General features: G+C 56.2%; 25 protein-coding genes. 3 read left to right on the top strand and 22 right to left on the bottom strand.

From position 1 onward, the window contains the following. Positions 1-17: 17 nt before the first annotated feature. From ptsG to yceD, 14 genes are all read right to left on the bottom strand, one after another. On the bottom strand, positions 18-1,451 hold the full coding sequence (ptsG, locus tag USG84_RS03055) for a PTS glucose transporter subunit IIBC (protein WP_028012724.1): 1,434 nt from the start codon (positions 1,449-1,451) through the stop codon (positions 18-20). 297 nt (positions 1,452-1,748) lie between these two features. Beyond that, on the bottom strand, positions 1,749-2,543 hold the full coding sequence (locus USG84_RS03050; protein WP_151413186.1) for a metal-dependent hydrolase: 795 nt from the start codon (positions 2,541-2,543) through the stop codon (positions 1,749-1,751). A 10-nt stretch (positions 2,544-2,553) separates the two neighbouring features. Continuing rightward, positions 2,554-3,558: a DNA polymerase III subunit delta' gene (gene holB, locus USG84_RS03045; RefSeq protein WP_151413185.1), complete on the bottom strand. Its 1,005-nt coding sequence runs from the start codon at positions 3,556-3,558 to the stop codon at positions 2,554-2,556. Continuing rightward, positions 3,555-4,196, bottom strand: a complete 642-nt coding sequence (gene tmk, locus USG84_RS03040) for a dTMP kinase (RefSeq protein WP_151413184.1) — start codon at positions 4,194-4,196, stop codon at positions 3,555-3,557. The genes holB and tmk overlap by 4 nt, the downstream gene beginning before the upstream one ends. Continuing rightward, the gene (gene yceG, locus USG84_RS03035) at positions 4,186-5,208 is read right to left on the bottom strand and encodes a cell division protein YceG (RefSeq protein WP_253541557.1); all 1,023 of its coding nucleotides are present in this window, start codon (positions 5,206-5,208) and stop codon (positions 4,186-4,188) included. The genes tmk and yceG overlap by 11 nt, the downstream gene beginning before the upstream one ends. A gap of 2 nt (positions 5,209-5,210) precedes the next feature. After that, positions 5,211-6,020: an aminodeoxychorismate lyase gene (gene pabC / locus USG84_RS03030; protein ID WP_151413183.1), complete on the bottom strand. Its 810-nt coding sequence runs from the start codon at positions 6,018-6,020 to the stop codon at positions 5,211-5,213. 121 nt (positions 6,021-6,141) lie between these two features. After that, a complete protein-coding gene (fabF, locus tag USG84_RS03025) occupies positions 6,142-7,383 on the bottom strand; it encodes a beta-ketoacyl-ACP synthase II (protein ID WP_045630098.1) in 1,242 nt (413 codons plus the stop codon). 91 nt (positions 7,384-7,474) lie between these two features. Then, positions 7,475-7,711 carry an acyl carrier protein gene (acpP, locus tag USG84_RS03020; RefSeq protein WP_003857954.1) on the bottom strand — a complete coding sequence of 79 codons (237 nt, stop codon included), beginning with the start codon at positions 7,709-7,711 and terminating at the stop codon, positions 7,475-7,477. Between the two features lie 154 nt (positions 7,712-7,865). After that, positions 7,866-8,600 carry a 3-oxoacyl-ACP reductase FabG gene (gene fabG / locus USG84_RS03015; protein WP_010429699.1) on the bottom strand — a complete coding sequence of 245 codons (735 nt, stop codon included), beginning with the start codon at positions 8,598-8,600 and terminating at the stop codon, positions 7,866-7,868. Positions 8,601-8,612: 12 nt separating this feature from the next. Next, on the bottom strand, positions 8,613-9,542 hold the full coding sequence (fabD, locus tag USG84_RS03010) for an ACP S-malonyltransferase (protein WP_061098571.1): 930 nt from the start codon (positions 9,540-9,542) through the stop codon (positions 8,613-8,615). 15 nt (positions 9,543-9,557) lie between these two features. Further along, positions 9,558-10,511, bottom strand: a complete 954-nt coding sequence (locus tag USG84_RS03005; RefSeq protein WP_041910515.1) for a beta-ketoacyl-ACP synthase III — start codon at positions 10,509-10,511, stop codon at positions 9,558-9,560. Between the two features lie 6 nt (positions 10,512-10,517). Then, on the bottom strand, positions 10,518-11,552 hold the full coding sequence (gene plsX / locus USG84_RS03000) for a phosphate acyltransferase PlsX (protein WP_061098573.1): 1,035 nt from the start codon (positions 11,550-11,552) through the stop codon (positions 10,518-10,520). A gap of 80 nt (positions 11,553-11,632) precedes the next feature. Continuing rightward, a complete protein-coding gene (rpmF, locus tag USG84_RS02995; RefSeq protein ID WP_003857964.1) occupies positions 11,633-11,806 on the bottom strand; it encodes a 50S ribosomal protein L32 in 174 nt (57 codons plus the stop codon). A 16-nt stretch (positions 11,807-11,822) separates the two neighbouring features. Next, entirely contained in the window at positions 11,823-12,344 is a 522-nt protein-coding gene (gene yceD / locus USG84_RS02990) for a 23S rRNA accumulation protein YceD (protein WP_021240759.1), read from the bottom strand. A 140-nt stretch (positions 12,345-12,484) separates the two neighbouring features. Here yceD and USG84_RS02985 point away from each other — a divergent pair, with 140 nt between their 5' ends. Next, positions 12,485-13,069 carry a Maf family protein gene (locus USG84_RS02985; protein ID WP_151413182.1) on the top strand — a complete coding sequence of 195 codons (585 nt, stop codon included), beginning with the start codon at positions 12,485-12,487 and terminating at the stop codon, positions 13,067-13,069. A 131-nt stretch (positions 13,070-13,200) separates the two neighbouring features. On the opposite strand, the gene rluC is transcribed toward USG84_RS02985, so the two are convergent. Further along, positions 13,201-14,148, bottom strand: a complete 948-nt coding sequence (gene rluC / locus USG84_RS02980; RefSeq protein ID WP_048999989.1) for a 23S rRNA pseudouridine(955/2504/2580) synthase RluC — start codon at positions 14,146-14,148, stop codon at positions 13,201-13,203. Between the two features lie 572 nt (positions 14,149-14,720). On the opposite strand from rluC, the gene rne reads away from it, so the two are divergent. Continuing rightward, entirely contained in the window at positions 14,721-17,828 is a 3,108-nt protein-coding gene (gene rne, locus USG84_RS02975) for a ribonuclease E (RefSeq protein ID WP_151413181.1), read from the top strand. Positions 17,829-17,869: 41 nt separating this feature from the next. On the opposite strand, the gene USG84_RS02970 is transcribed toward rne, so the two are convergent. Continuing rightward, positions 17,870-18,772, bottom strand: a complete 903-nt coding sequence (locus USG84_RS02970) for a LysR family transcriptional regulator (RefSeq protein ID WP_414146772.1) — start codon at positions 18,770-18,772, stop codon at positions 17,870-17,872. A gap of 145 nt (positions 18,773-18,917) precedes the next feature. Between USG84_RS02970 and USG84_RS02965 the strand changes: the two genes are divergently transcribed. Further along, positions 18,918-20,132 carry an MFS transporter gene (locus USG84_RS02965; protein ID WP_320738156.1) on the top strand — a complete coding sequence of 405 codons (1,215 nt, stop codon included), beginning with the start codon at positions 18,918-18,920 and terminating at the stop codon, positions 20,130-20,132. 75 nt (positions 20,133-20,207) lie between these two features. Here the strand turns inward: USG84_RS02965 and flgL are convergent, their stop codons facing one another. The 6 genes from flgL to flgG all read right to left on the bottom strand — a co-directional run bounded on the left by flgL (position 20,208) and on the right by flgG (position 26,487). After that, positions 20,208-21,161: a flagellar hook-associated protein FlgL gene (flgL, locus tag USG84_RS02960; protein WP_151413179.1), complete on the bottom strand. Its 954-nt coding sequence runs from the start codon at positions 21,159-21,161 to the stop codon at positions 20,208-20,210. 14 nt (positions 21,162-21,175) lie between these two features. Beyond that, positions 21,176-22,816 (bottom strand): flagellar hook-associated protein FlgK, encoded by a 1,641-nt coding sequence (flgK, locus tag USG84_RS02955; protein ID WP_253541548.1) that lies wholly within the window; start codon positions 22,814-22,816, stop codon positions 21,176-21,178. Positions 22,817-22,891: 75 nt separating this feature from the next. Next, on the bottom strand, positions 22,892-23,845 hold the full coding sequence (gene flgJ, locus USG84_RS02950) for a flagellar assembly peptidoglycan hydrolase FlgJ (RefSeq protein WP_151413178.1): 954 nt from the start codon (positions 23,843-23,845) through the stop codon (positions 22,892-22,894). After that, entirely contained in the window at positions 23,845-24,936 is a 1,092-nt protein-coding gene (locus tag USG84_RS02945) for a flagellar basal body P-ring protein FlgI (RefSeq protein WP_028012706.1), read from the bottom strand. The genes flgJ and USG84_RS02945 overlap by 1 nt, the downstream gene beginning before the upstream one ends. 12 nt (positions 24,937-24,948) lie before the next feature. Beyond that, positions 24,949-25,647, bottom strand: coding sequence for a flagellar basal body L-ring protein FlgH (flgH, locus tag USG84_RS02940; protein WP_023311139.1), 699 nt, complete (start codon positions 25,645-25,647; stop codon positions 24,949-24,951). A gap of 57 nt (positions 25,648-25,704) precedes the next feature. Then, on the bottom strand, positions 25,705-26,487 hold the full coding sequence (gene flgG, locus USG84_RS02935) for a flagellar basal-body rod protein FlgG (RefSeq protein WP_000625853.1): 783 nt from the start codon (positions 26,485-26,487) through the stop codon (positions 25,705-25,707). Positions 26,488-26,490 lie beyond the last annotated feature (3 nt).

Raw genomic sequence — 26,490 nt, 5'->3', positions numbered from 1 at the left:
TCTCCCCAGGTCACAGCTTAGCTGTTGCGGATGTACTCATCCATTTCGGTTTTCAGGTTATCGGATTTGGTACCGAAGATTGCCTGAACGCCCGAACCTGCAACAACCACGCCCGCTGCCCCCAGTTTTTTCAGACCCGGCTGGTCCACTTTCGCAACGTCGGCAACGCTCACACGCAGACGAGTGATGCACGCGTCCAGGTTAGTGATGTTCTCTTTACCGCCGAACGCAGCAACCAGTGCCGGAGCCATTTCGCTTGTCGCGCCTGCTTTGCTGTCTTCAGTTGCATCTTCACGACCCGGAGTTTTCAGGTCCAGTGCTTTGATCAGCACGCGGAAGATGGTGTAGTAAACAACGGCGTAGCACGCACCCACGATTGGGAACAGCCACAGCTTGCTGCTGTTACCGGACAGAACGATGAAGTCGATCAGACCGTGAGAGAAGGACGTACCGTCACGCATACCCAGCAGGATACAGATTGGGAACGCCAGGCCAGCCAGTACAGCGTGGATGATGTACAGGATCGGCGCAACGAACATGAAGGAGAACTCGATCGGCTCGGTGATACCGGTCAGGAACGAGGTCAGCGCTGCGGAGATCATGATACCGCCCACTTTTGCACGGTTTTCTGGCTTAGCAGAGTGCCAGATTGCAATCGCAGCAGCCGGCAGACCGTACATTTTGAACAGGAAGCCACCAGACAGTTTACCTGCAGTTGGGTCACCCGCCATATAACGTGGGATATCGCCGTGGAACACCTGGCCTGCTGCGTTGGTGAATTCACCAATCTGCATCTGGAATGGAACGTTCCAGATGTGGTGCAGACCGAATGGTACCAGGCAACGCTCGATGAAGCCGTAGATACCGAACGCGACAACCGGGTTCTGGTAAGCAGCCCACTGAGAGAAGGTCTGGATAGCGGAACCGATTGGTGGCCAGATGAAGGACAGGATCACGCCAGTGAAAATCGCTGCCAGACCAGAGATGATCGGAACAAAACGCTTGCCCGCGAAGAAGCCCAGATACTCAGGCAGCTTGATGCGATAGAAGCGGTTGAACATATACGCTGCAATCGCACCGGAGATGATACCGCCCAGAACACCGGTATCTGCCAGGTGTTTCGCGGCAATCTCTTCTGCCGGTAAATGCAGAACCAGCGGCGCAACCACAGCCATGGTTTTCACCATGATGCCGTAAGCAACCACTGCAGCCAGCGCAGAAACGCCGTCGTTATTGGTGAAGCCCAGCGCCACACCGATAGCGAAGATCAGAGGCATGTTAGCAAAGACGGAACCGCCTGCTTCAGCCATCACATGGGAAACTACGGCTGGCAGCCAGCTGAAGTTAGCAGAACCGACACCCAGCAGGATACCTGCGATAGGCAGTACGGATACTGGCAGCATCAGCGATTTACCGACCTTTTGCAGGTTAGCAAATGCATTCTTAAACATAATTGAGAGTGCTCCTGAGTATTTGTGCTTTTTTTACGCTTTCACGCATTGGCCCGGGGGGAGTACCGTGCCGTGGACAGGACATCTAAGCGCCCTTTATTTATTACACAGAGTAAAATAATTCCCTCTGAGTTTGTTTGACGGCTATCACGTTTCAGCTTAAGACGGTCGAAAAACTTTCAGTAATTTACAAAAAGCATGTCTGGATGTTTCTAAGAACGCCGTCACCGCCCCAAATGAGGCGGTGAACTTTACTCGTTTTACTTATTAATTACGAGCCTAAAAAAAACAGGCTTATCAGACGGATTGCAGGCGGGCGGGGTCGATATGGAACAGCGCAGAGAAGTTTTGCGTCGTGACGCGGGCCAGTTCTTCGATACTGACGCCTTTAAGCACGGCCATGTACTCCGCAACGTCTCGCGTCATGGCCGGCTGGTTCTCTTTACCGCGATGCGGTACCGGCGCCAGATACGGAGAGTCTGTTTCCACCAGAATGCGATCGAGCGGGACATAGCGCGCAGCATCACGAAGCTGCTCAGCGTTACGGAACGTCACGATCCCGGAAAACGAAATATAAAACCCCAAATCAAGCAGTTTACCCGCCGTTTCTCTGTCTTCTGTGAAACAGTGTAGTACGCCACCGCAATCCGTCACGTTTTCTTCCCGGAGGATCGCCAGCGTATCGGCGCGTGCATCGCGGGTATGCACGATGACCGGTTTATTCAGTTCGCGGCCGATGCGGATATGGTTGCGGAAAGACGCCTGCTGGCGCGCTTTCGTTTCCGGCGTGTAAAAATAGTCCAGCCCGGTTTCACCCATCGCCACGACGCCCTCTTCTGCTGCCAGTCGGCGCAGCTCTTCTACGTCATACTCTTCATCCTGGTTCAGCGGATGAACGCCGCAGGAGAACACAACGTTATCGCGAACGCCCACCAGCTCACGCATTGAGCGATACCCCGGCAGCGTCGTCGCCACCGCAAGACAAAATTTCACATCGCGGGCAGCGGCTTTTGCCAGCACGTCATCCACGTCGTTGTGCAGGGATTGATAATCCAGGCCATCAAGATGGCAGTGTGAGTCGACTAAAAACATAATGTCTCTCTCAGAGATGGGAAACAGGCGGCGTAACGCCTGGTTGCAGGTAGTGTTCAATACGCAATAACTGGTCGGTCAGCAAAAGCTCGCGATTAAGACCCGTCACGGTTAAAAGCTGTTCGCGGCTCTCGCAAACATCATGAAGGATAGCGTGCAGAGACGCGCCTGTAAGGCGGCTCGCCAGCATGTTGACCAGGGGCCACGCGTCCGGGTTAGTCAGCAGCGTAGCCCCTTGCTGGATTTTTAGCGCATCGAGCAATAAGGCGGCCAGCCAGTGCAGACGCTCAACGGCCCGATCGCTATTCAGCGCGGGCAGTAAACCCAGCCAGTCCTGGGTGTTAAGTGAAGCCTCAACGGCCCGGCAGAGCGTTTCTCGCTGCGACCAGACGTCAGGCTGCAGTAATGCCAGCGCCGCCGCGGGTGCGCCGCTGCTGAGGCGCAACGCAGACAGCGCACTTTCCTGTGACGTTGTCACCTCGCGTTCCAGCCAGCTTAACGCCCACGATTCCTGGGGCACCGCGAGATGATGAAGACGGCAACGGCTACGCAGCGTCGCCAGCAATCGTCCCGGGTCACGGCATGAGAGGAAGAACCACGTCTTTTCTGGCGGCTCTTCCAGGGTTTTAAGCAGCGCGTTCGCCGCCGCCTCGGTAAGCAACGCAGCGTCGTTGAGCCAGACGACTTTCGCCCCGCCCAGTCGCGCATGTTCATACAGTTTCTCGCTGACTTCACGAACGGCATCAATACCGAGCGCGCTTTTGCCCTTCTCAGGCTCAAGCGTGTAGTAGTCAGGATGCGTGCCGGCCTGCATCAGCTGGCAGCCGCGACATTTACCGCAGCTTTTATGCCCTTCCGGCTGCTGGCACATCAGGAAGCGAGTGATGGCGTAGATCAACGCATCATCCCCCATTCCCGGCAACGCCTGAATCAGTAACGCATGATGCCCCCGACCGGCCTGATAGCTGGCGATCAGCTGTTCAAAGTGCGGGCGCAACCATGGATACCATTTCATGCCTGCTGCTCCTTTAGCCACTGCGTAACGGTCTGTTGAATATCGCGCGTGACGTCGTCCAGAGATTGCGTGGCATCAATGGTACGAATTGCACTGTCCTGCTCGGCCAGTTCAAGATAGCGCGCGCGCGTGCGGTTAAAGAAATCGAAAGACTCTTGCTCAATGCGGTCCAGTTCGCCGCGCGCGCGGGCGCGCCTGAGGCCCACTTCCGGGGTCACATCCAGATAGAGCGTCAGGTCCGGGCGAAAATCACCCAGTACGGCATCGCGAAGGGTTGCCAGCATCGCCTGGTCAATACCGCGTCCCCCGCCCTGATAGGCCTGAGTCGACAGATCGTGACGGTCGCCGATCACCCACTTGCCTTCGGCCAGCGCAGGTTTAATCACGGTCTCAACCAGCTGCACGCGGGCCGCGTAGAACATCAGCACTTCGGCTTTGTCAGTGATAACTTCATCGCCAACGGATTTAATGTCCAGCACCAGGCTGCGCAGTTTCTCCGCAAGCTGCGTACCGCCCGGCTCGCGAGTAAAGACCATGTCAGCGACGCCAAGCGATTTCAGCGTATCTACCACCACGTTGCGGGCGGTGGTTTTACCCGCCCCTTCGAGTCCCTCAATGACAATGTATTTACTGCGCATTTTTTTCCTTAAGTGCCTTCAGATAGTCCTGAACAGAGCGATTGTGGCTGGCAAGGTTGGTGTTAAAGGTATGCCCGCCTTTTCCGTCCGCCACAAAATAGAGATACGGTGTTTTGGCCGGGTGCGCGGCGGCTTTGAGCGAAGCCTCGCTCGGCGTGGCTATCGGGCCCGGCGGTAAGCCGTTAATCACGTAGGTATTATACGCCGTTGGCGTTTCCAGATCTTTTCTGGAGATCTTGCCGGCATAGCTCTCGCCCATGCCGTAGATGACGGTCGGGTCGGTTTGCAGACGCATGCCGATGCGCAGGCGGTTGATAAATACCGACGCGACCCGGTCGCGCTCGGCCGCCACGGCCGTCTCTTTCTCGATTATCGAGGCCATTGTCACAAACTGGTTTTGATCTTGATAAGGCAGCCCGTCCATGCGCCCTTCCCAGGCGGTATCAACTGCCTCGACCATCTTTTTGTGTGCCCGTTTAAGAATCGCCACATCGGTCGTGCCCGCCGTATACATCCAGGTGTCTGGCCAGAACCAGCCTTCCACCCACTCAGGATGTTCAAATTTCAGCACCTCGGCGACCGTCTCATAGCGGTCATCTTTGAGCGTGTGCTTAATGTAAGGCGCATCACGCAATTGTTTGAGGTAATCGCTCAGGCGCATCCCTTCGACAAAACGCAGCGGGAACTGTGCCTCTTTACCGCTTTCCAGCAGCTGCAGCATCTCTCTGACGGTCATGCCGGGCGTAAAGCGATAGGTACCAGCCTTGAAGTGAGACAGTTCAGGCTCGATACGCAATAACCACTGGAACACGCGTGGACGGTTGATGATTTTATCCCCGTATAGCTGCTCGCCGAGCGCCATCCGCCCGGTACCTGCTTTCAGGGTAAAAATCGTCTCGTCTTTAATCAGGATTTTACTGTCCGCCAGCTGGCGAACTTTCCATACTCCCGCTCCGCCGGCGATACCCAGCGCAACGATCAGGAGAAGGACAAAGCGCAACATTTTCTTCATGACTATCTGATTTGCTCACATATCGGGGCTAAAAACGTAAACAGCTCGCGCGAAGACCAGCGTTGTTGACCATACGCCCGGACGGGTATAACAGGCATCAGCGCATTGCAGATGACAACTTCATCGGCGGACAGCAGCGCCTCTTCCTTCGCGTTTACTTCGACAACGCGAAAGCGTGCATGTGCCAGCTGTTGCAAACAAAACTGACGCATGATGCCGTTAACCCCAGCCTGCTCCAGCGAAGGGGTGAATACCTCACGGCCCTTCCGCCAGAATAAATTAGCCGCACAGCATTCCGTAATGAACCCTTCGCTGTCAAGGACTAGCGCCTCATCGGCGTCCGTCTGTTCAAGATGAGTACGAATAAGCACCTGTTCAAGGCGATTAAGATGTTTTATTCCGGCGAGCATTGGGTTTCGCCCCAGCCGTACCGGGCTCAGCGTCAGCGTCACCCCCTCCTCACGCCAGCGCGCATAGTGGGCAGGATACGCTGATACAGAAAGAATACGCGTGGGATGCTGACAGGCGGCACCGCTGTACCCTCGCCCGCCGCTGCCGCGGCTGAGGATAACTTTTAAGACACCGTTTGTATTACCTGATGCCAGCCGACGCATCTCGCGCTCGAGAATGTCCCACTGCATGAAGGGAATCAGCAATTTCTCGCAGGCTTTTTGTAAACGACGGATGTGGGCGTCAAGCAGGCACACCTCACCGTCAAGAATACGCGCAGTGGTGAAGCAGCCGTCGCCAAACTGGATTGCCCTGTCGCTTGCCGGCAGCGTTTCTTGCTCAAGGCCATTAATTAAAAACATGGTGGCTCCTTATGCGTGGAGGCTCAGTCTGGCAGGATGTTAAAAGCCGGACAAGGGGATTTTCCCTAATAAAAAAGGCCCGGCAAGCGGACCTTTTTTTATAGCTTTCGCGCAGTCAGGCTCAGACCTTTTTGAAGATCAGAGAACCATTCGTGCCGCCAAAGCCGAAGGAGTTACACAGGGTGTACTCCATACCGCTAACCTGGCGCGCTTCGTGCGGAACGAAGTCCAGATCGCAACCTTCATCCGGGTTATCCAGGTTGATGGTTGGCGGTACAGCCTGATCGCGCAGCGCAAGGATGGAGTAGATTGACTCTACTGCACCCGCCGCACCCAGCAGGTGACCGGTCATGGATTTTGTGGAACTGACCATAACGCGGCTGGCAGCCTCGCCGAAGATAGACTTAACCGCCTGCGCTTCAGCTTTATCGCCTGCAGGCGTAGAAGTGCCGTGCGCGTTAACGTAGCCAATCTGTGCCGGGGTAATACCCGCATCACGGATCGCGTTTTCCATCGCCAGCGCAGCACCTGCGCCGTTCTCCGGTGGAGACGTCATGTGATAAGCGTCGCTGCTCATACCGAAGCCAACGACTTCAGCATAAATTTTTGCGCCACGTTTTTTCGCATGTTCGTACTCTTCCAGTACAAGCATACCTGCACCGTCACCCAGCACGAAACCATCGCGGTCTTTATCCCACGGACGGCTCGCCGCCTGAGGGTTATCGTTACGGGTAGAGAGCGCACGCGCCGCGCCGAAGCCACCGACACCCAGTGGGGTACTGGCTTTTTCAGCACCGCCCGCAACCATAGCATCTGCATCGCCGTACGCAATAATACGCGCGGCCTGGCCGATGTTATGTACGCCAGACGTACACGCAGTAGCGATAGAGATGCTTGGCCCACGCAGGCCGAACATAATGGTCAGGTGACCTGCCACCATGTTAACAATCGTGGACGGAACGAAGAACGGGCTGATCTTACGCGGTCCGCCATTCATCAGCGATGTATGGTTTTCCTCGATCAGGCCAAGACCGCCAATCCCGGAGCCGATAGCGGCGCCGATACGGGTTGCGTTCTCTTCCGTAATCTCAAGGCCAGAATCCTGCATGGCCTGAACGCCAGCGACAATTCCATATTGAATGAAGGCATCCATCTTGCGCTGTTCTTTGCGCGAGATGATCTCTTCACAGTTAAAATCCTTTACTAAGCCAGCAAATTTCGTTGCATAGGCGCTAGTATCGAAATGGTCGATTAGGCTGATGCCGCTCTGACCGGCAAGGAGAGCTTTCCAGGTGGACTCTACGGTATTGCCGACAGGAGACAACATGCCAAGTCCGGTCACAACTACACGACGCTTAGACACGTTTGTCCTCCAGGGAGGGATAAAAAAAGAGATTCGTGGGACTAAAAAAGATAAAACTCAGGCGGTCGAATGACCGCCTGGAGATGTTCACTTACGCCTGGTGGCCGTTGATGTAATCAATGGCAGCCTGAACGGTAGTGATTTTCTCAGCTTCTTCGTCCGGAATCTCAGTATCAAACTCTTCTTCCAGAGCCATTACCAGCTCAACGGTGTCAAGAGAATCTGCGCCCAGGTCTTCAACGAAGGAAGCGGAGTTCACAACTTCTTCCTGCTTAACGCCCAGCTGTTCGCCGATAATTTTCTTAACGCGTTCTTCGATAGTGCTCATACTCTTAAATTTCCTATCAAAACTCGCTTTCGCGATGGTTTTCGTAGTGTATAAAATGTTGAAAAATTTGCAACTAAATCCCGGCAGGTCTTACCACGATTTTACGTTATTTTGAGGCCATTTGCCCTAATAACGCAAATATTTTCGATCGTGATTAAACCATGTACATCCCGCCGTTGACGTGGAGGGTCTCACCAGTGATGTAACCCGCTTCGTCAGAGGCTAAAAATGCAACCGCGCTGGCGATTTCTTTAGGGTCGCCAAGACGACCCGCCGGAACTGCCGCCAGCGTACCCGCACGCTGATCATCAGTCAGCGCACGCGTCATGTCCGTTTCAATAAAGCCCGGAGCAACAACGTTTACAGTAATTCCGCGGGACGCGACTTCACGCGCCAGCGACTTACTGAAACCGATCAGACCTGCTTTCGCCGCAGCGTAGTTAGCCTGACCAGCATTTCCCATGGTACCAACCACAGAACCAACAGTGATAATACGACCATGACGCTTTTTCATCATAGCGCGCATTACCGCTTTTGACAGACGGAATACAGATGACAGGTTGGTTTCGATAATATCGTTCCACTCATCATCTTTCATTCGCATCAGAAGGTTGTCGCGAGTGATCCCGGCATTATTGACCAGAATATCCACTTCACCAAACTCTGCGCGAATATTTTCCAGAACAGATTCGATAGATGCAGGTTCGGTCACATTCAGTACCAGACCTTTACCGTTCGCACCCAGATACTCGCTGATGGCCTGAGCGCCATTCTCGCTGGTTGCTGTACCAATCACCTTCGCGCCGCGCGCGACCAGTGTTTCAGCAATTGCACGCCCGATACCGCGGCTTGCGCCAGTAACCAGGGCAATTTTTCCTTCAAAACTCATGGTATTCCTCTTTTATTGCGAGAGTGCCGCTGACATCGCTTCCGGCTCGTTAATCGCCGAGGCAGTCAGGGTGTCAACAATACGTTTCGTCAGACCGGTGAGGACTTTACCAGGACCGACTTCATACAGGTGCTCAACGCCCTGAGCGGCCATAAACTCAACGGTTTTGGTCCACTGTACCGGGCTGTAGAGCTGGCGAACCAGTGCGTCACGAATCGCTTCCGGCGCGGTTTCGCATTTCACATCGACGTTGTTCACAACGGAAATCGTCGGTGCGTTAAAGGTAATTTTTTCCAGCTCAGCCGCCAGTTTCTCGGCAGCGGGCTTCATCAGCGCGCAGTGAGACGGTACGCTGACCGGCAGCGGCAGTGCGCGTTTGGCACCCGCGGCTTTACAGGCTGCACCGGCACGCTCAACAGCCTCTTTATGACCAGCAATAACGACCTGCCCCGGCGAGTTGAAGTTAACCGGAGAAACCACCTGCCCTTCAGCAGATTCTTCACACGCTTTTGCAATCGCGGCATCATCCAGACCGATAATGGCAGACATGCCACCCGTTCCTTCTGGCACCGCTTCCTGCATGAATTTACCGCGCAGTTCTACCAGGCGCACCGCGTCAGCAAACGCAATCACACCGGCGCACACCAGCGCAGAGTATTCACCCAGGCTATGGCCCGCGAGCAGCGCTGGCGCTTTACCGCCCTGCTGCTGCCATACGCGCCACAGAGCAACTGACGCAGTCAGCAGCGCTGGCTGAGTTTGCCAGGTTTTGTTCAGCTCTTCGGCCGGACCCTGTTGGGTCAGCGCCCACAGATCATAACCCAGCGCATCAGAAGCTTCACGAAAAGTCTCTTCAATAACCGGGTAGTTTGCTGCCATTTCAGACAACATCCCAACGGTTTGAGAACCCTGGCCCGGGAACACAAAAGCAAATTGCGTCATTTTTTATTCCTTATACTAGAAACGAACCAGCGCGGAACCCCAGGTGAACCCGCCACCGAAGGCTTCAAGCAAGACCAGCTGGCCCCGTTTGATTCGTCCATCGCGTACCGCTTCATCAAATGCGCACGGTACCGACGCCGCAGAGGTGTTGCCGTGACGATCCAGCGTCACCACAACGTTATCCATCGACATGCCCAGCTTTTTAGCCGTTGCGCTGATGATTCGCAGGTTCGCCTGATGCGGCACCAGCCAGTCGAGAGCGGTGCGTTCAAGGTTGTTCGCTTCCAGCGTCTCATCGACGATATGCGCAAGCTCGGTCACCGCCACCTTGAACACCTCGTTACCCGCCATGGTCAGGTAGATGGAGCTGTCCGGATTAACGCGATCGGCGTTAGGCAGCGTTAACAGCTCGCCGTAACGGCCATCGGCATGCAGATGCGTGGAGATGATACCCGGCTCTTCGGACTGCCCCAGCAGCACCGCACCGGCACCATCACCGAAAATAATGATCGTTCCGCGATCGGTTGGATCGCAGGTACGCGCCAGCACGTCAGCACCGATGACCAGCGCATATTTGACGGAGCCAGATTTAACATACTGATCGGCAATGCTCAGCGCGTAGGTGAAACCTGCGCACGCAGCGGCAACGTCAAACGCCGGGCAGCCTTTAATACCGAGCATGTTCTGCACCTGGCACGCCGCGCTTGGGAAAGCATGCGTGGCAGACGTCGTGGCAACCACGATCAAGCCAATCTCTTCTTTATCGATACCCGCCATTTCGATAGCGCGCTGTGCGGCTTCGTAACCCATGGTGGACACGGTTTCGTCTGGCGCGGCGATACGACGTTCGCGGATACCTGTGCGCGTGACAATCCACTCGTCAGACGTATCTACCATTTTTTCCAGATCGGCGTTGGTACGCACTTGTTTTGGCAGGTAGCTGCCGGTACCTAAAATCTTCGTATACATGTACGCTCAGTCACTTTTAGCTAATACAGATTCCAGGCGAGCGGCAATCCGCTGAGGGACTTGTCGCTGCACCGCCTGCACTGCCTGTTCAATGGCGACAGAAAATGCTCGCTGATTGGCGGCGCCATGACTCTTAATCACGATGCCGCGCAATCCTAACAGACAGGCGCCATTATACTGGTCGGGGTTGAGGTGACTGAATCGCCGCGTCAGGCTCTTTTGTAACCAACGCTTCAATAAAATCAACCACCAGGCGCTTTTTTTGCCTTCTCCCTGAGATTTCAGCAGAGAAAGGAACATGCGCACGACCCCTTCCATGGTCTTCAACGTTACGTTTCCGGTGAAGCCATCGCACACCAGAACATCCGTTTTTCCCGTCAGCAACTCATTGGCTTCGAGATAACCAATATAGTTGATGGAGGGAACCTGTTTGAGCATTTCAGCAGCTTCGCGAATGCTGTCCAGGCCTTTGGTCTCTTCTTCACCAATATTCAATAACGCAACGCGGGGATTGTTAATCCCGACCACGTCTTCTGCCAGCACCGACCCCATCACGGCGAACTGAGCCAGCATGGTACTATCACAATCCACGTTAGCGCCCAAATCGAGCACCACCGTTTTCCCCTTCTGCTGATGCGGTAACACCGTCACCAACGCCGGGCGCTCAATGCCCTCAATCGGCTTGAGCAGTAATTTCGACAGCCCCATCAGCGCACCGGTATTGCCGGCGCTGACGCAAGCCTGCGCTCGCCCTTCTTTTACCAGCTCCAGCGCGATGCGCATAGAGCTGCCGCGGCTATTGCGAATCGCCTGCGAGGGCCGGGCATCACTGGCAATAACTGACTGCGCAGGAATAATCTGCAGACGCGAACGTTGTTCAAAGTCAGCTTTTGCAAGTAATGGCGTGATTGTGTCGGGATTGCCGACTAAAAGAAGTGTGAGTTGCGAATTAGAATTCAGTGCCTGCAATGCTGCAGGCACTGTCACGGAAGGGCCGAAATCTCCCCCCATGACATCTAACGCCAGGGTTAGACGTGTCAAGGTATCGTCGCAGCCTGGTTCGGTAACTTCCCCGTTTGCACGGGGAAATCCTCACTAAGCCTAATCACGCTGACGCGTGATTACTTAGTGATAACCTTGCGGCCGCGGTAGAAACCGTCAGCGGTGATGTGGTGACGCAGGTGTTTCTCACCAGAAGTCTTGTCTACAGACAGGCTGGTAACTGCAGTCAGCGCGTCATGGGAACGACGCATGCCACGTTTGGAACGGGTTGGTTTATTCTGTTGTACGGCCATGGACCTTACTCCTCAATTACTTACGCTTTAAGCTGGCTAATACGGCAAATGGGTTTGGTTTTTGCGCTTCATCAGGCAGTTCCCCAAAGACCATGTCCGCCTCGGACACTTCACAGTGTTCAGAATCATGCACCGGAACTACTGGCAAGGAGAGGATAATTTCATCTTCAACCAGAGCCAGAAGATCGATTTCACCGAATTCGTTAACCTCAATCGGCTCATACGCTTCCGGGAGTGCTTCAGCCTGTTCGTCAGAACGAACCGGACTGAAACAATACGTTGTGTGAACATGCTGTACAAACGGTTTCCCGCAACGCTGACACTCGAGCGTTACCGTTACCTTTGCATCACCGGTTAAAACGGCGAGACGCTGGTTGTCGATAGCGAACGACATGGAGCATTCTACATCACTGTCCACACTGACTACAGATTCGGCAATACGCTCGGCCTGATCGGAAGTATAGATACCTTCGTAATCGAGGCGTTTTTGAGCCGTACGAACCGGATCAAGAGTCAGGGGTAATTTTACCTTTTGCATAGGGCGCGCATATTAACTTTGTAACGTCATAGAGTCAAAGAAAAAGGCAACCAGAGCTGCCTTTTGCCAATTATTCGCACACATTGCGGCCTGTAGTTTAAAATGGCTGGCATCGATACGCTATATCTGGTGATAAAAATATGCCACATCTCGTACTTGCTTCCACTTCTCCCTACCGTCGAACGCTGCTGGAAAAGCTCGGGATCCCGTTTGAATGCGCCGCGCCGGACGTTGATGAGACGCCGCAGCCGGGCGAATCACCGCGTCATCTGGTGACGCGTCTCGCTAAGGAGAAAGCGCAATCGCTGGCCGCACTTTATCCTGCACATTTGATTATAGGCTCCGATCAGGTTTGCGTGCTGGACGGCGAAATCACCGGCAAGCCCCATACGGAAGAAAACGCCTGCCAGCAGCTTCTGCGCGCGCGCGGCAGTATCGTGACCTTTTATACCGGCCTGGCGCTCTATAACTCCGCCTCCGGCCATCTGCAAACCGAATGCGAGCCGTTCGACGTGCACTTCCGCCATCTAAGCGAGCAGGAAATTATGGATTACGTGCGCCGGGAACGTCCGCTGAACTGCGCAGGGAGCTTTAAGAGTGAAGGACTGGGGATTGCGTTGTTCGACAAGCTGGACGGGCGGGATCCGAACACATTGGTGGGATTGCCGCTGATTGCCTTGTGCCAGATGTTACGGCGTGAAGAGTGTAATCCGCTGTCCATGTGACTTTCGCCCAGCGGCGCTTCACTTGCATGGGGCTACTAAACTGCGGCCTGATGCCCTCACCCCGGCCCTCTCCCACAGGGAGAGGGAGCAAACATTAAAAACGACAACCTCGTTGCCGTTTTACATTTACCTTAACCGCGCAGAACCTTAAGACAGCGCTTCAACTGCTCATCCAGCGGCGCTTCAATACGGATGATTTCGCCGGTATTAGGATGGGTAAACTTCAGCGCGGCCGCATGCAGGAACAGACGCGACAGCCCGGTGCCCGCCAGCTGCTTGTCAAATTCGCGGTCGCCGTAGCGGTCATCAAACGCAATCGGATGGCCCGCAAACTGCGTATGGACGCGAATCTGGTGAGTACGCCCCGTCACCGGGCTGCAGCGCACCAGCGTGGCAAACTCGTAGCGCTCTTCAACCTTAAAGCGCGTCTCAGACGGTTTCCCTTCCTGGCTCACGCGAACAATGCGCTCGCCGCTTTGCAGAATGTTCTTCAGCAGCGGTGCCTGCACCACCTTCACGTGGGACTGCCACTGACCGCGCACCAGCGCCAGATAATCTTTCTGCATCCCTTTTTCACGCAGCTGTTCATGCAGGGAACGCAGCGCAGAACGCTTTTTCGCTACCAGCAGCACGCCTGAGGTATCACGGTCAAGACGGTGCACCAGTTCGAGGAAACGGGCTTCCGGACGCAGCGCACGCAACCCTTCAATCACGCCGAAGCTCAGGCCGCTACCACCGTGGACCGCGGTACCCGATGGCTTATTCAGCACCAGAATATGATCGTCCTCATAAAGGATGACATCGCTCAGGGCCGCGACTTTTTGCAGCTTCGGCGAAACTACCTCTTCTTCACGTTCTGCCACGCGCACCGGTGGAATACGCACTTCATCGCCCGCTTCGAGCTTGTACTCAGGCTTCACGCGTTTTTTATTCACCCGCACCTCGCCCTTACGCAGGATGCGGTAAATCATACTCTTTGGCACGCCCTTCAACTGGGTGCGCAAGAAGTTATCGATACGTTGCCCCGCGTAGTCATCCGCGATAGCAACCATTTTTACGGCTGGAGTCTCTGTTTTCATGGTTGGCGATTCTAAATATCGTCAGCCATTAGCGCCACTCATTTTTCTGTGCTTATATTTACTTTTATCCGGCCTGCGCCCTGTTTCACGCAATCGATTTGGTGGTTATTAAACCAATCACCACCTTGAGGTGAAGAAACTGTGAGTAACCGGGTGATAATTGGTAAAAGTCATCTTGCTATAACCCGGCGAGCAGTGGAATAATGAGACCGTTTTCCGCGTTAAATCCGGGTTTTGTAAGGATGTCGACGGAATGACCAATTTTGTCTGACCGATCATCCACGCAGCAATGGCGTAAGACGTATTGATCTTTCAGGCAGTTAGCGGGCTGCGGGTTGCAGTACTTCCCGGTATAAGGATTGTTCTCTGGAGAGTTCTACCCAGGCAATTCCCCTGATAATTGCGCTGTGTTTCCGTATGAAATACAGGCAACCGACACTCTGCGCCTCTTAAGCGAGCGACAACCGTGAGGTTGGCGACGTGAACAGACACGAGGCCATCGGTTCATACCCCGGAAAGCGTCACCTTGCCCGCAGCTTTGTCGTCAATGTAAGAATAACGAGTAAGTTACGATGAAAAGAATGTTAATCAACGCAACTCAGCAAGAAGAGTTGCGTGTCGCCCTTGTGGATGGGCAGCGCCTGTACGATCTGGATATCGAAAGTCCTGGACACGAACAGAAAAAAGCGAACATTTACAAAGGTAAAATCACCCGCATTGAACCAAGCCTTGAAGCTGCATTTGTCGATTACGGTGCTGAGCGTCATGGTTTCCTCCCTCTGAAAGAAATCGCCCGCGAATATTTCCCTGCAAACTACAACGCCCATGGCCGCCCAAACATCAAAGATGTTCTGCGTGAAGGTCAGGAAGTTATCGTTCAGATTGATAAAGAAGAGCGCGGCAACAAAGGTGCCGCACTGACTACCTTTATCAGCCTGGCGGGGAGCTATCTGGTGCTGATGCCAAACAACCCGCGCGCGGGTGGCATCTCTCGCCGTATCGAAGGTGATGACCGTACCGAGCTGAAAGAAGCGCTGGCAAGCCTTGAGTTGCCGGATGGCATGGGGCTTATCGTGCGTACCGCGGGCGTGGGCAAATCTGCCGAAGCGCTGCAGTGGGACCTGAGCTTCCGTCTGAAGCACTGGGAAGCGATCCAGAAAGCTGCAGAAAGCCGCCCTGCTCCGTTCCTGATCCACCAGGAAAGCAACGTTATCGTGCGTGCCTTCCGTGATTACCTGCGTCAGGACATCGGTGAGATTCTGATTGATAACCCGAAAGTGCTTGAGCTGGCTCGCCAGCACATCGCCGCGCTGGGTCGTCCGGATTTCACCAGCAAAATTAAACTGTACACCGGTGAAATCCCGCTGTTCAGCCACTATCAGATCGAATCCCAGATTGAATCCGCCTTCCAGCGTGAAGTGCGCCTGCCGTCCGGCGGTTCTATCGTTATCGATACCACCGAAGCGCTGACCGCTATCGACATCAACTCCGCGCGGGCAACCCGCGGCGGCGACATCGAAGAGACGGCCTTCAACACCAACCTTGAAGCCGCTGATGAAATCGCGCGCCAGCTCCGCCTGCGCGACCTGGGCGGTCTGATTGTTATCGACTTCATCGACATGACGCCTGTTCGCCACCAGCGCGCGGTTGAAAACCGCCTGCGTGAAGCGGTGCGTCAGGATCGCGCGCGTATCCAGATTAGCCATATCTCGCGCTTCGGCCTGCTGGAGATGTCCCGCCAGCGTCTGAGCCCGTCGCTGGGTGAGTCCAGCCATCACGTCTGCCCGCGCTGCTCCGGCACCGGTACCGTGCGTGATAACGAATCTCTGTCTCTCTCTATCCTGCGTCTGATTGAAGAAGAAGCGCTGAAAGAGAACACCAAAGAGGTTCACGCGATTGTGCCTGTGCCAATTGCCTCTTACCTGCTGAACGAAAAACGTGCAGCGGTCAGCGCAATCGAAGCCCGTCAGGGTGGCGTTCGCTGCATCATCGTGCCAAACGACCAGATGGAAACCCCGCACTATCACGTGCTGCGTGTCCGTAAAGGCGAAGAGACCAGCACCCTCAGCTACCTGCTGCCGAAGCTGCATGAAGAAGAGATGGCGCTGCCTTCCGATGAAGAACCTGCCGAGCGCAAACTGCCTGAGCAGCCTGCGTTAGCGACCTTCATTATGCCTGAAGCACCACCGGAAGCGGCGCTGGAAAAACCGGCAGCCAAACCGGCGGCACAGAAACCAGAAGCCGCGGCAGCGAAAGCCCAGCCGGCGCAACCGGGTCTGCTGAGCCGCTTCTTCGGCGCGCTGAAGAAGATGTTTGCGGGTGAGGAAGTTCAGCCAGAGCAGCCGAAAGAAGAACCAAAAGCAGCCAAACCTGAGCGTCAGCAGGACCGTCGCAAGCGTCAGAACAACCGTCGCGATCGTAACGACCGCAGCGAGCGTAACGAGCGCCGTGACAGCCGTTCAGACAATAACGAAGGCCGTGAGCAGCGCGAAGACAACCGCCGCAACCGTCGCGAGAAACAGCAGCAGAACGTTGAAGATCGTGAAATTCGCCAGCAGGCGGGCGATGAGTCCGAGAAGAGCAAACAGCGCGACGAGCAGCAGCCACGCCGCGAACGTAACCGTCGTCGTAACGACGAGAAGCGTCAGGCGCAGCAGGAAGTTAAAAACCTGAACCGCGAAGAGCCCGCTGAGCAGCAGGACGGCGAGCAGGAAGAACGTACTCAGGTTATGCCGCGTCGTAAGCAGCGCCAGCTGGCCCAGAAAGTGCGCATCGGTGCGGCTCCGGTAGAAGAAACCACCGTAGTTCCGGCTGAAGCGGCAGAAACCGCAACAGGCACGCAGGTTGCAAAAGTTGACCTGCCAGCCGTCGTGGACAATAACGTTGAGCAGGATGAAAACGGTGAAAACCGTGACAACGCAGGTATGCCGCGTCGCTCCCGCCGTTCTCCGCGTCATCTGCGCGTGAGTGGCCAGCGCCGTCGTCGCTACCGTGACGAGCGTTATCCGACTCAGTCTCCAATGCCGTTGGCCGTGGCGTGCGCGTCACCAGAAATGGCATCCGGCAAAGTCTGGATCCGTTATCCGGTCGCTCGCCTGGAGCAGGCTGTTGAAGAACAGGCTGTGGCCGAAGAGGTGATTGCCCCTGTAGCAGCGGTTGAAGAGGCTGTGACCGAAGCAGCAACCGTGGTTGAACCTCAGGTTGTTGAAGCGGCAGAACCACACGCAGTGGACGTCGAAACCACCCATCCTGAAGTGATTGCCGCGCCGGTTGATGCCGCACCGCAGATTATCGCCGAAGAAGATGTCGTGGTGGCTGAGGAAGTCGCTGAAGAGGCCGAACCTGTAGCCGCGGCGGAAGAAACTGCTGAAACCCTCGTCGAAACCACCACTGAAGAAGTCGTTCAGGACGTTGAGATTCAGGTTGAACCGGTTGTTGAAGAAGCGAAAGCGCCTGAAGTGGAGCCAGAGCCGGTTAAGGTTGTTGCCGCACCTGCGCCTGCTCACGTTGCGACAGCGCCGATGACGCGCGCTCCGGCACCAGAGTATGTGCCAGAAGCACCGCGTCACAGCGACTGGGTTCGTCCGGCGTTCAGCTTTGACGGTAAAGGCGCTGCAGGCGGCCACAGTGCAACGCATCAGGCGACTGCACCGGCGACGCGTCCGCAGTCTGTCGAATAACGACGCAGAAAGTAAAAAGCCGACCTTCGGGTCGGCTTTTTTTATGGCTGCTGCACGGGCTTTCTCATCCCGGTGACCTCCGGCATGATCTGCCGCATCAGCTCCAGAAACCGCCGCAATCGCGCCGGATAATACCGGGACCAGGGGTAAACCAGATGCACCGGTAACGCCGCCGGCTGCCACTCTGGTAGTAAATGCACCAGCCGCCCTTCCCGAATATCATCCTGTACCGTCCAGCTGGATACCACCGCCACGCCAAGACCGGTGAGTGCCGTATTGCGTGCGACGTACAGACTGTCGGTGCTCAGGCGTGGGGTAATTATTACGCGCGCGGTAGCGGATGATGCCTCGTGAAAAAGCTCCACATGGCGCTGGTAGAAAGAGCTGATGGCAATCCAGGGAAGCTGCTGCAGATCCTCCGGGGCGTTAACCGTCGGAAAACGGCCCAGCAATGCCGGAGAGGCCACCACCGAGCGCGGCACTTCGGCCAGCAGCACGGACACGGTTGCCGGGTCGACTTCCATTCCCACCCGAATAGCGCAGTCAAGGTTGTCGCCCAGAAAATCAGCCGACCGATCGTTGAGCATCCACTCAATTGAAAGCTGCGGATAACGCTGTAGAAATTCGGTTAAGGGTTTCAGGAGCTGATCCTGACCAAACGCGTGCGGTGCCCGCACCCGCAGCACGCCTACCGGTTCATCTTCCGTCTGCCCCACCTCATCTTCCAGCGCCAGCCAGCTGTCAATCACGCGACGGGCGTGCTGGTAGCAGCGCTCCCCATCATCCGTCAGCCGCGTCGTGTGGGTGGTGCGCAACATCAGACGCACGCCCAGCATGGTCTCAAGCGACTGCAGCCGCCTGCTCACCGTGGCCTGGGTTGTGGCCAGCTGCCGTGCCGCCGCAGAGAGGGAACCCGCCTCCACAATGCGCACAAACGTCCGCATCAGCTCCACCCTGTCTATACGCTCAGCTCTTTTCATCTCATTTTTACCTATACGCCCAACGTATAAGCGTTTTACCACCACGCCCGCTACCGCCGCAAGGCGTAGTGATAAAAAATAGCCTCACACGATGAATGAGGAACGTCTTATGAACACAACAACCGCCGCCCATGCCGTAAGCCGCTGGGTAATATTAATGCTGGCGCTCGGTGCGGGCTTCAGCGTGGCATCCATCTATTATGCCCAGCCTCTGCTGCCCCTGATGGGCGCAGACCTTCACCTCAGTATCGAAGGAATGGGCCTGGTCCCGACCCTCACCCAGGCGGGATATGCCCTGGGGATCCTGTTCCTGCTGCCGCTCGGCGATCGCCACGACCGCAGAACGTTAATCCTGATAAAGAGCGCGGCGCTGGCGCTGTTCCTGCTGGGCTGTAGCCTGACCGGACAGATCCACTCCCTGCTGCTGGCAAGCCTGCTCATCGGCATGGCCGCTACCATGGCGCAGGATATTGTCCCGGCTGCGGCGATCCTTGCGCCGGAAGGCAAACAGGGGAAAACCGTGGGTACGGTGATGACCGGTCTGCTGCTGGGCATTTTGCTCTACAGAACCGTCAGCGGCGTGGTGGGTGAAGCGTTTGGCTGGCGCGTGATGTATCAGCTGGCCGCGGCAAGTATTGCGTTTATCGGCGTGGTGATGTGGGCCGTGCTCCCTCGTTTCGCGGTTCACTCCACGCTGAGCTATCCCGCTCTGCTGCGCTCGATGGAACATCTGTGGCGTCGCTATCCCGCTCTGCGCCGCGCGGCGCTGGCCCAGGGTTTTCTGTCGATAGCCTTTAGCGCCTTCTGGTCTACGCTTGCGGTCATGCTGCTTGAACGCTATCACCTCGGGAGTGCCGTCGCCGGTGGTTTTGGTATCGCAGGTGCAGCCGGCGCGTTGGCAGCCCCGCTGGCGGGCGGCCTGGCGGATAAACTGGGTGCCGGGAAAGTGACGCAGCTTGGCGCCGTCCTCGTGACCGTCTCGTTTGCCCTGATGTTCCTGATGCCCGCTCTGGGAGTTCACGGGCAGCTGATTCTGATTGCCGTCTCTGCTATCGGGTTCGATCTGGGCCTGCAGTCCAGCCTGGTCGCGCACCAGAATCTGGTTTACAGCCTTGAGCCACAGGCTCGTGGCCGTCTGAACGCCCTGCTCTTTACCGTGATCTTTATCGGCATGGCGTTAGGTTCCGCGTTAGGCAGCAATATTTATACGCTGGCTGGCTGGACGGGCGTGGTTGCGCTGGCAACGGTCTGCGGCATCATTGCGCTGGCAATCCGTATGATCGAAAGCGCGCGCGTCGCCTCGGCACCAGCAGAAATGGCATAAAAAAAATGCCCAATCCAGACGGATTGGGCAGTAAAACATGCCCAGTTTCAAGACATGTTCCAAGAGGTCAAGATGTTATTTGTTCAGCTGGAACAGAGACATGCCCTGCATATCGCTAAACGCTTTATAAGAGGCCTGCAGGGCCGCCTGCTGCATGGTGTAAGAGGAAATCGCTTCGTTCCAGTCCACGTCCACCAGGTCGCTCATCTGCTTAGTCTGACCCAGCGCGCGGTCGTCACCCAGGGTATCGAGTTTTTCCAGCTCATTCAGCTTGGTACCCACATCCGCAACGACCGTCAGGACGTTGTTCTGAGCGTTTTTAATACCGATCTGCGCATTGGAAATCACCTGGCTTTGCGCGGCAGCCGCGCCCGGATCGTTCTCAATCGGCGTCTTCAGCGAAGCAATGGCGGAATCAAGGATTTTAAACATGTTGGTATCGCCATACCCACCGCCCGGCAGCTCTTCCGCATTACTGGTAATGCTCTCGAAGATCTGCTGGCCGGTATGGCTGATCGCCATGTTTCGCGCCGTATCGACCTGCTGGGTGATCGCCTCAGTGCCGCCATTGTAGGTGCCGGTTGCGGCATCAAACGGTGCACTCTCGGTTTTGTAACCCGCAAAGATAAAGCGACCATTGCCATCCGTCGTGTTAGCCAGGTTCATGAGCTGGTCGCGGATCCCCTGGATATCGGTCGCCAGAGAGAGGCGGTCGTCATCGCTTAAGGTGCCGTTTGACGCGTAGACCAGCTTCTCACGCACGCTTGATAACGCGGTGTTCACCTGGGTCAGCACGTTATCTTCCAGCGACACTTTTTGCGTGGCAAAGGTGCGCGCTAACGCGAACTGGCTGTTTTGCGACTGAGATTGTGACAGCACAATAGACTGTGAAGCCGCGATAGGATCGTCCGACGGACGGTTAACGCGCTTGCCGGTGGACATCTGCTCACCATAGCTCAGCCATCTGCTCTGGGAATCGGTGATCCCGCGCATGTTCTGTTCGTACATCATCTGGGTGCTAATACGCATTTTTCACCTCAACCTTAACGAATGTTGATAATTGCATCAAAGAGCGTACTGGCAGTCTGGAGCACCTGCGCGTTGGCGAGGTAATACTGCTGATAACGCTGCAGGTTGCCATACTCTTCGTCGAGGTTTACCCCGGAGATGGTCTGCTGCTGCTTAATTAACTGCGTTTCCACATTGGCTTTCGTCTGGCTGCTGACTTTCAGTGAAGCGGTGGTGCTCCCCACGGTGCTCACCAGCGAGGCGTAGGCATCGTTGAAGGTTTTGTTTCCGCCGACCACTTTGCTGTTTTGCAGATCGAGCATTTTCTGCCCGTTGCGGTTGTCGCTCTCACCGCCGTTCTGCACCCCGGCCATGGCCAGTTTGGACTCGTCGCTGATGGACAGTTCCATGTTCATGATGACGTCGGAAACAGGCTTCACGGTAAAGCTGTCTTTGGCGTTTGCCGAACCGCTGACGTTCACGTTGAGACCGTCAAACGACAGATTGCCGCTGGCATCCGGGCTCATGGTAAAGCTGGTCTTGTCCGACGTGCGGGTAATGGTCCAGTCGGTGCCGTTAAACTGCAGCTTATAGTCCGTTGCCTGAACTTTGGTGCTGTCCGCAACGGTGGCATTGACGACCGCCGTACCGCTATTTTTGCTGTTGGAAAGCACAGCCGGAGAGCCAAAGCCGAACAGCTTGCCGCCCGCATCGCCGTTGGCATCAAAGCCGGCCTCGTGCTGCTTGTTCATCGCGTCAGCAAACGCCAGCGCCATCTGGTTCAGGGTGTTACGGGCCTTATCCAGATCTTCCGCGCGGAAGGTCAGCAAACCGCCTAACGAGCCGGTGGTGATCATCTTTTCCGGGATCTCGACATTACCCGCAACCTCATCGACGTAGGCGATAGTGGTGCGGGATGGATCGGCGCTGGACTTCACGGCCGCCAGCTGGTTAGCTTTGCTGCCCTGCACCAGGCTGTAGCCATTGCCGAAAGAGATGTTAAACGTACCGCTATCCTGAACCGAAACTTCCACACCCACGATTTTGTTCAGCTCGTTGACAAGCTGATCGCGCTGGTCGAGCAGATCGTTAGGCGATGCGCCCGCGCCGACGCCGGTGAGGCGGGAAATCTGATCGTTCAGATTCGCAATCTGTTTGGCATAGTTGTTGATCTGCGAAACGCTGGTCGCAATTGCGGTATTCACCTGCGAATCCTGATCGCGAAGATACTGATCGTTGGTTTTAAACTGATTGACCAGGCCGCCCGCTTTTCCCAGCACCGTCTGACGCGCAGCCGGATCTTCGGCGTTGCTCACCAGCGTTTGCAGGCTCTTAAAGAAATCCTGCAGGGTGGTGGAAAGCGAGTTGGTGGTATCGGAGAGCACATCGTCAATTTTTGACATCTGCTGATAGCGCGTGGTCAGGCCGCTGCTCTGGGTCTGCGCGGCGCGCAGCTGGTTGGTGATGAAAGCGTCATATTCACGCTGGACACCGGAGACATACACCCCGTTACCCACCCAGCCGCCGCCGGTCAGCGTGCTGTTAGATGCACCCAGCACCGTCGTCTGGCGGGTGTAACCTGCCACGTTATAGCTTGAAATATTATTACTGACGGTATTGAGTGCCGACTGCGCGGCACTGAGGCCACTCATGGCGCTGTTAATCAAACTGGACATGGGGGTTCCTTTTATACGTTCAGACACGAGTCCTGATGAAGGTTATCGGCAACCTCCACCGGGACTTGAGAACTTTCAGAACAGATTTTCGATATCTGTGCTATAGGCTTTGCTGACCTTCTCGCCCATGGATTTCAGCTGCTGGATCATGCTGGTAAGCTTACGGGCGTAGTTCGGATCGGTCGCGTAACCCGCGTTTTGCAGGGCCTGGGCGCCCTGCTCCGCCGTCGCCGCCTGCGTAACGGCGGTATAACGCGGATTTCGACTCAGCAGCCCCACATAGTCGGACAAGGCTTCCAGATAAGAGCTGTAAACGCGGAATTTCGCTTTCACCTTCACCGCCGCGCCGTTCTCGTATTCGGTGGTGGTGATCTCCGTGGTCGGCCCCTTCCAGCTGGAGGTAGCCTTCACGCCGAAAATGTTAAAGCTCGGGTCGCCGTTTTCCTTGCGGATCTGGCGCTGGCCCCAGCCCGACTCCAGCGCGGCCTGGGCGAGAATCAGGTGGTGAGGCACGCCGCTCTGTTCACTGGCCAGTCGCGCAGGCAGAGAAAGCTGCGCCAGGAAGTCTTTGCTGTCACCGGAGAGCGCCTCGTCGCCGCTGCCCGTTGCCTTCGGTATCGCTTTACGCACCATCTGCGTCAGCGCCTGGTTCTGATAACTGGTCACCGTTTCAAGGTCGAACTTCATCGGCACCTGCTGCGGCTGCTCTTCAGGCTGAACACCCTGTGCGGCGGCGGTCTGTTTGACAATCATGTCAGCCAGACCGAGGCCTTTACCGGCGGTCATCTGCTGCGCAATCTGCTGGTCATACATGCTGGTGTAAAGACGCGTTGAATCGCTGCTGAACATCCCGTCTTTCGGCAGGGTTTCACGCATGCTTTTCAGCATCATCTGTACAAACATCCCTTCCACCTGGCGGGCTACCGGGCGGATATTCGCCGCCGGATCTTTACCTGCTTTGGATTTCAGTTCGTTGAGCGACTGGGCGTCCCAGGCGGCACTGGTCAACAGTTTGCTATCGGTCAGCATCAGATGATTTCCAGTTTGGCGCGCAGGCAGCCCGCGCTTTGCATGGATTGCAGAATGGACATCAGATCCATCGGCGTCGCGCCCAGCGCGTTCAGGGCACGCACCACGCTGTTCAGGTTGGCGCTGGAGCGCACGCTCTGCAGGGAACCGCCGCTCTGGCGTAAATCAATCTGCGTTTGCGGCGTCACTACCGTCTGTCCACCGCCAAATGGTGTATCCGGCTGGCTGACGTTGGCAGAACGGTTAACCGTCACCGACAGGTTACCCTGCGCCACGGCACAACTATCCAGCGACACTTCCCGGTTCATCACCACGGAGCCCGTACGGGAGTTGATGATCACTTTGGCATCCTGCACCGGCACGTTCACTTCCAGATTCTGGATATCCGCCAGCATGCGCACCTGGTTGCTGCTGCCGGTAGAGGTGCGGATCTGCACGGTACGCGCATCCAGTGCCGTGGCATTGCCATAGCTGCGGTTGATGGTGTCGGCGATCTGCTGCGCCATCGTGAAGTCTTCATTATTCAGCTGCAGGTTGATGGTGTTGCCCGCGCCAAACTGGGTCGGCAGTTCACGCTCGATGATCGCACCGTTGGTGATGCGCCCGCCGTTCAGCTGGTTCACCTGCACGCTGCTTCCGCCAGCGGATGCGCCCGCCCCGCCGACCAGGATGTTCCCCTGCGCCAGCGCGTAGACCTGGCTGTCGACGCCTTTCAGCGGGGTCATCAGCAGCGTACCGCCGCGCAGGCTTTTGGCGTTACCCATTGAGGAGACCACCACGTCAATGGTCTGCCCCTGGCGCGCAAACGCCGGGTAGGACGCAGTGACCATTACCGCGGCCACGTTTTTCAGCTGCATGTTGGTTCCCGCCGGCACGGTAATGCCGAGCTGGGAAAGCATGTTGTTTAAGCTTTGGGTGGTAAACGGCGTCTGGGTCGTCTGGTCACCGGTACCGTCCAGCCCCACCACCAGGCCATAGCCAATCAGCGAGTTCCCGCGAACGCCCTGAACGCTGGTGAGATCGCGAATGCGGTCGGCCTGGGCAAACGTTGCGACAAGAACCAGCGCCGCGGCGAAGATCGATTTAAACATGGGTCACCTCGCTTACATCGGCGATAAATTAAGGAAGAAGCGCTGCAGCCAACCCATATTCTGCGCTTCATTAATGTAGCCGTTACCGACGTACTCAATGCGCGCATCCGCCACCTGGGTGGACGGAACGGTGTTGGTGCCGCTGATGGTGCGTGGATTCACCACGCCCGAGAAGCGAATGAATTCAGTGCCCTGGTTAATGGCGATCTGTTTTTCACCCACGACGTGTAAATTGCCGTTAACCAGCACCTGGTCAACCGTGACGGTCAGCGTACCGCTGAAGGTGTTGCTGGCGTTCGCGCCACCTTTACCGTTAAAGGTGTTGCCGCCCGAGGCCTCAACATCCGCACGGGCATTGCCGAACAGGCCCTGCAAATAACGTGGAACGGTGTCGAAGCCAAAATTGGTTTTGCCATCGCGGCTGGCGTTCGCCGACGAGCTCTTGCTCGCGCTGACGTTTTCCTGCAGCACAATGGTCAATGTATCGCCGACATTACGCGGGCGGCGATCTTCAAACAGCGGCTGATAGCCGTAGTTAATCGGCTGCGCGGTCTGGAAAATGGAGCCGTTTACGACTGGCGCAGGGCCAGGAACGGGTTGGGCAGTCGTCGCACCCTGGACCAATGGTTTAGACGGGATCAAGGCGCACCCGCTGAGGGTGACGGCCAGAACAGTCAGTATCGGATAACGAAACGCCGCGTTTTTTTGCATTGCCTTCATCTTCGAAAACAGGGAGCCGGTGCGGGGTTTACCGCACCGGGCTACACCTTAGAGTTGCGTCAGTTTCTGCAGCATCTGATCGGTCGTCGAGACTGCTTTACTGTTAATTTCATACGCGCGCTGAACCTGGATCATATTCACCAGCTCTTCCGCCACGTTCACGTTGGAGGTTTCGACATACCCCTGATACAGCAGACCGGCACCGTTCAGGCCTGGCGTACTTTCATTTGGCGTGCCGGAGGATTGCGTTTCGGTGTAGAGGTTCTCACCAATGCTTTCCAGACCGGTATCGTTCATGAAGGTGGTCAGGTTGAGCTGTCCGACCTGGACCGGCGCGGCCTGCCCCTGCTGGGTCACGCTCACGATGCCGTCACGGCCGATGGTAATGCTCAGGGCGTTCGCCGGAATGGTGATCGCAGGCTGAACCTGGAAACCGCCCGCCGTTACCAGCTGGCCGTTCTGATCGACCTGGAAGGAACCGTCACGGGTGTAGGCAGAGGTCCCGTCAGGCAGTTGCACTTGGAAGAAGCCCTGGCCTTTGATCGCCACGTCTTTGCTGTTGTTAGTCTGAGACAGGTTGCCCTGGCTGTGCAGACGCTCGGTCGCCACCGGGCGAACGCCGGTACCAATCTGCAGGCCTGACGGCAGCGTCGTCTGTTCAGAAGACTGCGCGCCCGGCTGGCGGATGGTTTGATAAAGCAAATCTTCGAAAACGGCGCGCTGACGCTTGAAACCATTGGTGCTCACGTTTGCCAGGTTGTTGGCAATCACGTCCATATTGGTTTGCTGCGCGTCCAGGCCAGTTTTCGCGATCCATAAAGAACTGATCATAAA

This window comes from Enterobacter sp. 168J2, from assembly GCF_034107265.1.
Lineage (GTDB): Bacteria > Pseudomonadota > Gammaproteobacteria > Enterobacterales > Enterobacteriaceae > Enterobacter > Enterobacter nematophilus.
This window is presented reverse-complemented; position numbering and strand designations above follow the sequence as displayed.

What these genes read in the sequence shown, in the direction of transcription:
- ptsG (WP_028012724.1), bottom strand. Translation starts at nt 1,451, where the DNA reads ATGTTTAAGAATGCATTTGCTAACCTGCAAAAGGTCGGTAAATCGCTG.
- USG84_RS03050 (WP_151413186.1), bottom strand. Translation starts at nt 2,543, where the DNA reads ATGTTTTTAGTCGACTCACACTGCCATCTTGATGGCCTGGATTATCAA.
- holB (WP_151413185.1), bottom strand. Translation starts at nt 3,558, where the DNA reads ATGAAATGGTATCCATGGTTGCGCCCGCACTTTGAACAGCTGATCGCC.
- tmk (WP_151413184.1), bottom strand. Translation starts at nt 4,196, where the DNA reads ATGCGCAGTAAATACATTGTCATTGAGGGACTCGAAGGGGCGGGTAAA.
- yceG (WP_253541557.1), bottom strand. Translation starts at nt 5,208, where the DNA reads ATGAAGAAAATGTTGCGCTTTGTCCTTCTCCTGATCGTTGCGCTGGGT.
- pabC (WP_151413183.1), bottom strand. Translation starts at nt 6,020, where the DNA reads ATGTTTTTAATTAATGGCCTTGAGCAAGAAACGCTGCCGGCAAGCGAC.
- acpP (WP_003857954.1), bottom strand. Translation starts at nt 7,711, where the DNA reads ATGAGCACTATCGAAGAACGCGTTAAGAAAATTATCGGCGAACAGCTG.
- fabG (WP_010429699.1), bottom strand. Translation starts at nt 8,600, where the DNA reads ATGAGTTTTGAAGGAAAAATTGCCCTGGTTACTGGCGCAAGCCGCGGT.
- fabD (WP_061098571.1), bottom strand. Translation starts at nt 9,542, where the DNA reads ATGACGCAATTTGCTTTTGTGTTCCCGGGCCAGGGTTCTCAAACCGTT.
- USG84_RS03005 (WP_041910515.1), bottom strand. Translation starts at nt 10,511, where the DNA reads ATGTATACGAAGATTTTAGGTACCGGCAGCTACCTGCCAAAACAAGTG.
- rpmF (WP_003857964.1), bottom strand. Translation starts at nt 11,806, where the DNA reads ATGGCCGTACAACAGAATAAACCAACCCGTTCCAAACGTGGCATGCGT.
- yceD (WP_021240759.1), bottom strand. Translation starts at nt 12,344, where the DNA reads ATGCAAAAGGTAAAATTACCCCTGACTCTTGATCCGGTTCGTACGGCT.
- USG84_RS02985 (WP_151413182.1), top strand. Translation starts at nt 12,485, where the DNA reads ATGCCACATCTCGTACTTGCTTCCACTTCTCCCTACCGTCGAACGCTG.
- rluC (WP_048999989.1), bottom strand. Translation starts at nt 14,148, where the DNA reads ATGAAAACAGAGACTCCAGCCGTAAAAATGGTTGCTATCGCGGATGAC.
- rne (WP_151413181.1), top strand. Translation starts at nt 14,721, where the DNA reads ATGAAAAGAATGTTAATCAACGCAACTCAGCAAGAAGAGTTGCGTGTC.
- USG84_RS02970 (WP_414146772.1), bottom strand. Translation starts at nt 18,772, where the DNA reads ATGCGGACGTTTGTGCGCATTGTGGAGGCGGGTTCCCTCTCTGCGGCG.
- USG84_RS02965 (WP_320738156.1), top strand. Translation starts at nt 18,918, where the DNA reads ATGAACACAACAACCGCCGCCCATGCCGTAAGCCGCTGGGTAATATTA.
- flgL (WP_151413179.1), bottom strand. Translation starts at nt 21,161, where the DNA reads ATGCGTATTAGCACCCAGATGATGTACGAACAGAACATGCGCGGGATC.
- flgK (WP_253541548.1), bottom strand. Translation starts at nt 22,816, where the DNA reads ATGTCCAGTTTGATTAACAGCGCCATGAGTGGCCTCAGTGCCGCGCAG.
- flgJ (WP_151413178.1), bottom strand. Translation starts at nt 23,845, where the DNA reads ATGCTGACCGATAGCAAACTGTTGACCAGTGCCGCCTGGGACGCCCAG.
- USG84_RS02945 (WP_028012706.1), bottom strand. Translation starts at nt 24,936, where the DNA reads ATGTTTAAATCGATCTTCGCCGCGGCGCTGGTTCTTGTCGCAACGTTT.
- flgH (WP_023311139.1), bottom strand. Translation starts at nt 25,647, where the DNA reads ATGCAAAAAAACGCGGCGTTTCGTTATCCGATACTGACTGTTCTGGCC.
- flgG (WP_000625853.1), bottom strand. Translation starts at nt 26,487, where the DNA reads ATGATCAGTTCTTTATGGATCGCGAAAACTGGCCTGGACGCGCAGCAA.